Raw genomic sequence first — 6,419 nt, forward strand, 5'->3', positions numbered from 1 at the left:
CGCTTTCAAGGCCTTGCCGCAAATGCCCGGTTGGCGACGGGACATATGCCGCCGAGGCCCCTTCATCGAGAGTGCACTCGTCCTCATCGAGAGTGCACTCGTCCTCATCGAGAGTGCAGCTCTGCGGATCGAGAGTGCAGCTCTGCGGATCGAGAGTGCAGCGGGCTGAACCCTCGATGAGAACTGGTGCACTGTCGATCAGGACGGCTGCACTCTCGATCGGAGTTTGTGCACGGTCGATCAGGACGGCTGCACTCTCGATCGGGAGGGGGGGTGAGCGGCATACAGGATCGTCGGCAAGACTGAGGCGATGACTGCCCACGCCGACGACTACCAGGCCGACCGCGCCCGCTACGACTCCATGACCTACCGCCGGAGCGGACGCTCCGGGCTCGACCTGCCCGCCATCTCCCTCGGGTTGTGGCACAACTTCGGCGACGACGTGCCGCTGGAGCGGCAGCGGGCGACGCTGCGGCGGGCGTTCGACCTCGGGGTGACCCACTTCGACCTGGCGAACAACTACGGGCCGCCCTACGGCAGCGCCGAGCGCAACTTCGGCACGATCTTCGCGCAGGACTTCAAGCGCTACCGCGACGAGCTCGTCCTCTCGACGAAAGCCGGCTACGACATGTGGCCGGGGCCCTACGGGCAAGGCGGGGGGTCGCGCAAGTACCTCCTGTCCTCGCTCGACCAGTCGCTGCAGCGGATGGGCGTGGACTACGTCGACATCTTCTACTCGCACCGTTTCGACGAGACGACTCCCCTCGAGGAGACCATGGGGGCTCTCGACACCGCAGTCCGAGCGGGCAAGGCGCTCTACGCGGGTATCTCGTCGTACTCCGGCGCGCGGACCCGTGAGGCGGTCGCGATCCTGCGTGACCTCGGCACGCCGCTGCTCATCCACCAGCCGAGCTACTCGATGCTCAACCGCTGGGTCGAGGACGACGTGCTCGAGGTGCTCGAGGACGAAGGCGTCGGCTGCATCGCGTTCTCGCCGCTCGCGCAGGGGATGCTCACCGACAAGTACCTGAACGGCATACCCGAGGGATCGCGAGCGGCGCAGCACAAGTCGCTCTCGCCGGATCTGCTGACCGACGAAGCGCTCGCTCACGTGCGGGCGCTCAACGACATGGCGGCCGGCCGGGGGCAGTCGCTCGCCCAGATGGCGCTCGCGTGGGTGTTGCGCGACCCGCGGGTGACCTCGGTGCTCGTGGGCGCCTCCTCGGTCGCGCAGCTCGAGAACAGCCTCGGCGCGCTCAACACCCTCACGTTCGACGACGCGGAGCTCGAGCGGATCGACCGGGACGCCGTCGACAGCGGGATCAACATCTGGCAGCGGTCGAGCTCGTTCTGATTCGGGGCCTCGCGCGGGTGGTGGTCGTACGGACACAACAAGTCCGCCCAGTCGTGACTCTCCACGCACGAGCAGACCATGCAACCGGGACTTGTTGTGTCCTTACGTACGGGGGATGGCTCAGCCACGACCCGGCGCGATCGCCTCAGCGCAGACGCACACTCACCGTGGCGAAGCCCGACGCCGGGTAGGCCGCGAGGGTCCGCTCGGTGCCGGGGGCCGGCTCGATCCGGGGCGTCCGGTCAAGTAGCGCGTCGAGTATCTCGTGCAGCTCCAGGCGGGCGAGCGGTGCGCCGGGGCAGTCGTGCAGGCCCCGGCCATACAGGAGGTTGTCCGCCGGGTCGCGGTCCAACCGGAACTCGTCAGGGTCACCGAAGACCTGTTCGTCCCGGTTCGCCGAGGCCCACAGAACGATCACCCGCTCCTCGGCAGGGATCTGCCGTCCCGCGATGGTCACCTCGCGCGTCGTGCGGCGCCGGTTCGAGATGAGCGGTGCGTGGATGCGCAGGATCTCGTCCGTCGCCGCCACGAGCAGCGACCGGTCCGCCCGCAGCCGGGCCTGCACCTCAGGGTGGGTGGCGAGGAACTCGACGATGATGCCGACGCTCGCGGCGATCGTGCCGAGCTCTCCAACGGTCCAGTTGCGCACGATCGAGACGATCTCGGCGTCGTCGAGCGGGCGACCGTCCACACGCTCGGCCAGCAGTGACGTGGTGACGTCGGCCGGCACGTCAGCACCCTGAGCGCGACGCAGGTCCAGCTGCTCACGGATGTGTCCGTCGAACTCGAGTGCGACCGCATGCATCGCCTCGCGGTCCATCGACAGGGTGGCCCGGTGGTTCTTGCCGGTCCACTCACGCAACGGATCGCGCAGCGAGTCCGGCCAACCCATGAACCCGCACGTGACGGCGTTCGCGAACGGCTCGGCGAGCGCCGACATGACCTCGACCTGGCCAGGCACGGGCAGGCCGGCCGCGAGGGACCGGGCGATCGCACGGCACCGCGGCTCGAAATGAGCGAGCCGTTCGGCGGTGAAGTAGCGGTCGACGATCTCCCGATAAGGACGATGCCGCGGCTCGTCCATGCCGTTCGGGACAGCGGGATACGCCGACACGACGTTGGAGAAGCCTGGCGGATCGTCGAGGACACGGATCGTGTCGGCGTGCCCGAAGACCGTCCAGTTGTGCTGCGCGCCATACGCAACCGGGCAGTGCGCTCGCATCGCGTCGTAGGCGGTGACCTGGTCGGCGAGCACCTCCGGCGCCCGCGGGTCCCAGTCGATCTCTCGTGTGTCGGTGCGCGTCTGCTCGGACATGTCGACTCCCTCTGTCACCCCCTATTGAACCCCCTGTCGATAAAGAGGATTGGGGTGAACGCCCGTGAGTCAGCGACCCGTTCGGGCCGCGCGGTCAGCCGTGGCTCGCCCCGATCTGGTGCGGCAGGGCCGGCGGTTCCTCAGTGAGTCCGTGGTGGTGGTGGATCGGCCCGGACAGCCCACCGAGCCGCCGTCCACCACCGCCCCACCGGTGCAGGATGATCTCCGCGGCGATGCTGACCGCCGTCTCCTCCGGGGTCCGCGCACCCAGGTCGAGCCCGACGGGCGACTGCATCCGCGCGAGCTCGTCCTCGGTCAACCCCGCCTCCCGGAGCCGGTCGAGGCGATCCTCATGGGTGCGGCGTGACCCCATCGCCCCGATGTAGGCCACCTGAGGCAGCCGCAGGGCGATCTCGAGGACCGGCACGTCGAACTTCGGATCATGGGTGAGCACACAGATGACGGTCCGCGGGTCGATCCGGCCGGCGTCGACCTCCTCACGCAGGTACTCGTGCGGCCAGCGGACGATGACCTCGTCGGCGACCGGGAAGCGTGACTTCGTCGCGAACACCGGCCGCGCGTCGCACACCGTCACGTAGTAGCCGAGGAAGCTGCCCACCTTGGCCACCGCAGCCGCGAAGTCGATCGCCCCGAAGACAAGCATCCGGGGCTTCGGCGCGTACGACGCGACGAACACCCGCATCCCCTCACCCCGCCGCTCCCCGTCCGGACCGTACGTCAGCAGACCGGTGCTCCCCTGGGCGAGCATCCCGCGAGCGTCGTCCAGGACGGCGGCGTCCGCGCGCGGCGAGCCCAGCGTCATACCGTCGTATGGCGCTGAGCGGGCTGCCGCTTGCGCGTTCCCCGCGGCTGCACTCTCGATCGGGTTTGCTGCACTCTCGATGGGAAGTGCTGCACGCTCGATCGGGTTTGCTGCACTCTCGATGGGAAGGTTGTCGTCGTCGTCGTCCTCCTCGGGGTGGATGACGAGCCGGCGACCGAGCCAGGCGGGGTCGGGGTGCTCGACGACGGTCGCGACCGCGACCGGGTGGCCTGCCTCGATGTCGGCGGCGAGCTCACCGAGCTGAGGATAGGTCGCCTTGGAGACCTTCTCGACGAAGACGTCCATGATCCCGCCACAGGTCAGACCCACGGCGAAGGCGTCGTCGTCGCTGACGCCATACCGCTGCAGCTCGGGTTGGCCGGATGCGAGTACCTGCTCCGCGAGCGCGTAGACGGCACCCTCGACGCACCCGCCGGAGACCGAGCCGACCGCCTCGCCGCCCGGGCCGACGAGCATCGCCGCGCCCGGCGGCCGGGGGGCGGACCGCCAGGTCCCCACGACCGTCCCGACGCCGACCGTCTCCCCGGCCTGCCACCACCGGAGCAGCTCCGGAAGGACATCACGCATGACTGACCACCTCGATGAGTTCCTCGAACGTCGCGAAGGAGTGCCCCGCGACGAAGTCGTCGATGTGCGGCAACGCCGCGACGATCCCCTGCTGGATCGGCTCGTAGCCGACCTTCCCCCGGTGCGGGTTGACCCAGACGACCCGGTGCGCCAGGGCGCGCAACCGTCGCATCTGCTCGCCGAGCACCTCCGGCCCGGAGCGCTCCCACCCGTCCGAGAAGAGGACGACGACCGAGCCGCGGGCCATCCCACGCCGACCCCACCGGTCGAGGAACGCACCGATCACGTCGCCGAGCCGGGTCCCGCCGGACCAGTCGGGCACGACGGCGCCGGCGGCTACGAGTGCACGGTCAGGGTCACGCTCGCGCAGGGCACGGGTGACATGGGTCAGCCGGGTGCCCATCGTGAAGACCTGGGTCCTCGGCGCGGTCTGGACGAAGCGGTGCGCGAGCCGGAGCAGGCTGTCGGCGTAGGCGCTCATCGAGCCCGAGACGTCGATGAGCAGGACGATCCGGCGCGTGCGCAGCGCGCGACGATGGTGGCGGACCGGGCCCGGCTCACCTGCCCGGCGCAGCTGCTCGCGCAGGGTGGCCGGCCCGTCGACGCGTCCGGAGCGGGCGGTGACGTGGCGACGCGCCGGTCGCACCGGGCAGACCGGGTGCAGACGCTCGAACATCCTTGCCAGCTGGGCTCGTTCGATCCGGTCGAGGGCCGCGACATCGCGCTGGCGCAGCAGCTCCTGAGCGCTGGCCCGCGCTCGGACGACCTCGTCGTCCCCTTCCGTGCCACCCTCGCCGGTCGTCGCGTCGTCCTCGAGCGATGCCTGGAAGGCGGGCGGGCGGTGGACCGGGGGCACGGTGCGGGTCTGCCCGATCGGGCCGGCGGTGAACCAGGCGGTGAAGACCTGGTCGTAGCGCTCGAGGTCGGCAGGTGAGCAGGTGAGAGTGGCCCGGCCGGCCCAGTAGACATCGCGGCGTTCGCCGAGACCGACCTGCGCGACCGCGGCCAGGAAGGTCCGCTCCCGGTCGGCGGTGATCGGCAGCCCCGCCGCGCGCAGCGCCCGGGCGAAGCCGAGCAGCCACTCGTCGGGCGGTGCGGGAGGCACGTTGGTCATGACGCGAGGAACCGGTCGAGCATCGCCCGGACCCGCTCGCCGTCCTCTCGGTACTTGACGGCGGCACCGAGGGTCGCGGCGGCGATCTCAGGGTCGAGCGAGCTCGCGCCGAGTGCCTCCAGCGCGCGGGACCAGTCGAGGGTCTCGGCCACGCCGGGCGGCTTGATGAGCTCGCCCTCGCCGCGCAGTCGCTGCACGAGGCCGACGACCTGCGCTGCCAGCGTCTCGCTGATCTCGGGCAGCCGCGTCCGGACGATCTGCAGCTCGCGGGTCAGGCTCGGGTGGTCGATCCAGTGGTAGAGGCAGCGACGCTTGAGCGCGTCGTGCAGCTCCCGGGTGCGGTTCGAGGTGAGCACGACGAGCGGGGGCCGCTCGGCCGTGATGGTGCCGACCTCGGGGATGGTCACCTGCCACGTCGAGAGCACCTCGAGCAGGAATGCCTCGAACTCGTCGTCGGCCCGGTCGATCTCGTCGATGAGCAGGACACAGGGCGCCTCGCGAACCGCCTGCAGCACCGGCCGGGCGAGGAGGAAGCGTTCGTCGAAAAGCTCCGCCTCCAGCTGCGTCGGGTCGCGGTGCTCCTGCCCGGCGATCGCCTCCACCGCCCGCAGGTGCAGGATCTGGCGGGGGAAGTCCCAGTCGTAGAGCGCCTGCGTCGCCTCGATCCCCTCGTAGCACTGGAGGCGGATCAGCTTCTGCCCCAATGCTTCTGCGAGCGACTCGGCGAGTGACGTCTTGCCCGTCCCGGGTTCGCCCTCGAGCAGGATCGGTCGGCTGAGCCGGGTCGCCAGGAAGGTCACCGTCGCCAGCGCATCGTCGGCGAGATAGCCGGTGCGCGCCAGCGTCGCGGTGACATCGTCCGGGCTCGTGAAGGCCTGCTCCATGCTCCTGAGCATTACTCACCCTCACGCTTTGCGGAAGGGAGCCCCCACCTCTCGGCCTCGGCGCGGGTGTCCAGGTCACGTCCGGTTGCGAGGTCGCCGCACTCGACGAGCTCGTGCAGGTGGGTGCGGTACACGTCGCGGGCGCCCCGGTCGCCGACGGCGGTCGCGATGGTCTCGTCCCAGAAGTCCCGGCCGATGAGTGCTGGGTGCCCCGGTGTGCCGTCGTATGCCGCTCGCCTCAGCTCTGCGCGCCACGTGCCGTGGCCTTGGCCCCCGACGACCTGGGCGGTACTGACCGAGCAGGGCGGTATACCGGCCTGCTCGGCCGCGAACGGACCGTT

The 6,419-nt window shown here is 70.2% G+C and carries 5 protein-coding genes and 1 pseudogene; 1 reads left to right on the forward strand and 5 read right to left on the reverse strand.

Going from position 1 to position 6,419, the window contains the following annotated elements; all coding sequences use genetic code 11:
* Nucleotides 1-310 precede the first annotated feature (310 nt).
* Nucleotides 311-1,354 carry an L-glyceraldehyde 3-phosphate reductase gene (gene mgrA, locus L0H79_RS07730; RefSeq protein WP_301484015.1) on the forward strand — a complete coding sequence of 348 codons (1,044 nt, stop codon included), beginning with the start codon at nt 311-313 and terminating at the stop codon, nt 1,352-1,354.
* A gap of 145 nt (nt 1,355-1,499) precedes the next feature.
* On the opposite strand, the gene L0H79_RS07735 is transcribed toward mgrA, so the two are convergent.
* The 5 genes and pseudogenes from L0H79_RS07735 to L0H79_RS07755 form a co-directional block, all read right to left on the reverse strand.
* Nucleotides 1,500-2,669 (reverse strand): cytochrome P450, encoded by a 1,170-nt coding sequence (locus L0H79_RS07735; protein ID WP_301484016.1) that lies wholly within the window; start codon nt 2,667-2,669, stop codon nt 1,500-1,502.
* Nucleotides 2,670-2,763: 94 nt separating this feature from the next.
* A complete protein-coding gene (locus tag L0H79_RS07740) occupies nt 2,764-4,080 on the reverse strand; it encodes an XdhC/CoxI family protein (protein WP_301484017.1) in 1,317 nt (438 codons plus the stop codon).
* On the reverse strand, nt 4,073-5,194 hold the full coding sequence (locus L0H79_RS07745; RefSeq protein ID WP_301484018.1) for a VWA domain-containing protein: 1,122 nt from the start codon (nt 5,192-5,194) through the stop codon (nt 4,073-4,075). Before L0H79_RS07745 ends, L0H79_RS07740 begins: the two co-directional genes overlap by 8 nt.
* Nucleotides 5,191-6,078: a MoxR family ATPase gene (locus tag L0H79_RS07750; protein ID WP_301484019.1), complete on the reverse strand. Its 888-nt coding sequence runs from the start codon at nt 6,076-6,078 to the stop codon at nt 5,191-5,193. The genes L0H79_RS07745 and L0H79_RS07750 overlap by 4 nt, the downstream gene beginning before the upstream one ends.
* Before the next feature lie 11 nt (nt 6,079-6,089).
* A pseudogene (locus L0H79_RS07755) lies at nt 6,090-6,419 on the reverse strand (hypothetical protein); the annotation flags it as partial.

Source organism: Intrasporangium sp. (assembly GCF_030452765.1).
Classification (GTDB): domain Bacteria; phylum Actinomycetota; class Actinomycetes; order Actinomycetales; family Dermatophilaceae; genus Intrasporangium_A.

Bases quoted from the DNA above. Each gene is read 5' to 3' on its own strand.
- mgrA (WP_301484015.1), top strand. From the start codon at position 311: ATGACTGCCCACGCCGACGACTACCAGGCCGACCGCGCCCGCTACGAC.
- L0H79_RS07735 (WP_301484016.1), bottom strand. From the start codon at position 2,669: ATGTCCGAGCAGACGCGCACCGACACACGAGAGATCGACTGGGACCCG.
- L0H79_RS07740 (WP_301484017.1), bottom strand. From the start codon at position 4,080: ATGCGTGATGTCCTTCCGGAGCTGCTCCGGTGGTGGCAGGCCGGGGAG.
- L0H79_RS07750 (WP_301484019.1), bottom strand. From the start codon at position 6,078: ATGGAGCAGGCCTTCACGAGCCCGGACGATGTCACCGCGACGCTGGCG.
- L0H79_RS07745 (WP_301484018.1), bottom strand. From the start codon at position 5,194: ATGACCAACGTGCCTCCCGCACCGCCCGACGAGTGGCTGCTCGGCTTC.